We start from the raw sequence: 1,188 nt of genomic DNA, 5'->3' as shown, positions 1-1,188 counted from the left end.
GGCGGAAGCCACCACCGGAACGGCTGTCGTCACGGCGGAAGCCACCACCACGATTGTCGTCCCGACGGTCATCACGACGGTCATCACGACGGTCGTCACGACGCTGCCCACGGTCATCACGGGGGAAGCCACCGCGATCGTCGCGGCGGTCGTCACGGGGGCGGAAGCCGCCACGGTCGTCTCGGCGGTCGTCCCGCCTCGGCGCCCGCTCATCACGCGGGAAGCCCGGCCGGTCGCCCTCGCGACGGAAGCCACCACCACGATTGTCATCGCGACGGTCGTCACGGCGGAAGCCACCGCCCGAACGGCTGTCATCGCGGCGGAAGCCGCCACCACGGTTGTCGTCCCGCCGGTCGTCACGGCGGAACGCCGGACGCTCATCACGGCGGTCGTCACGGCGGTTGTCGTCGCGACGGAAACCGCCGCCGGCACCGGCGGGGCGGCCACCGCGGTCGTCACGGCGGAAGCCACCGCCTTCGGGGCGGCCACCGCGGTCGTCGCGACGGAAACCGCCGCCGGCACCGGCGGGGCGGCCACCGCGGTCGTCACGGCGGAAACCGCCGGAACGGTTGTCGTCCCGACGCGGCCCACGGTCGTCCCGCTGGAAGCCGCCCCGTTCGCCGCCGTCCCTACGTCGCGGCTCGCGCTCCGGACGATCGTCGGAGGAGTTGGTGGACATGGGTTGGCTCCTGTCTTCGGGTACCGCAGTCATTCTCGCGCAGTCGGCCATCCGACGCGCTTCGGGCAAATCAAGCACAAACAAAAAGGACCCTTGGTCCCAGCATGAACGCTGGGACCAAGGGTCCTTGAAAGATTGTTCGGCGGCGTCCTACTCTCCCACAGGGTCCCCCCTGCAGTACCATCGGCGCTGAAAGGCTTAGCTTCCGGGTTCGGAATGTAACCGGGCGTTTCCCTAACGCTATGACCACCGAAACACTATCGGGCCATCCCGCAAAGCGGGATATCGGCACTTAGCGAACAAGCACACTCTTCAATTAAGTAAGTGGAGCTGGTTCAACCGGTGCGACTGTTCGCAACCCGGGAACCACACAGTGGACGCGAGCAACTGAGGACAAGCCCTCGGCCTATTAGTACCGGTCAACTCCACACCTTGCGGTGCTTCCATATCCGGCCTATCAACCCAGTCGTCTACTGGGAGCCTTACCCTCTCAAGGAGGTGGGAATACT

Annotated in this window: 2 rRNA genes and 1 pseudogene; 1 reads left to right on the top strand and 2 read right to left on the bottom strand. The window is 66.5% G+C overall.

The window, feature by feature from the left end:
- Positions 1 to 787, top strand: a pseudogene (locus PUR26_RS02335) (hypothetical protein); the annotation flags it as partial.
- Between the two features lie 29 nt (positions 788 to 816).
- Here PUR26_RS02335 and rrf read toward each other — a convergent pair.
- Together rrf and PUR26_RS02325 are read right to left on the bottom strand one after the other, a co-directional pair.
- Positions 817 to 933 (bottom strand): 5S ribosomal RNA (rrf, locus tag PUR26_RS02330).
- A gap of 135 nt (positions 934 to 1,068) precedes the next feature.
- Positions 1,069 to 1,188, bottom strand: a 23S ribosomal RNA gene (locus tag PUR26_RS02325); the annotation flags it as partial.

The organism is Streptomyces sp. SP18CS02, from assembly GCF_036322365.1.
In the GTDB taxonomy this organism is placed as follows: Bacteria; Actinomycetota; Actinomycetes; order Streptomycetales; family Streptomycetaceae; genus Streptomyces.
Note: the sequence above shows the minus strand (reverse complement) of the source record. Positions and strands in the feature narration are given on the sequence as shown.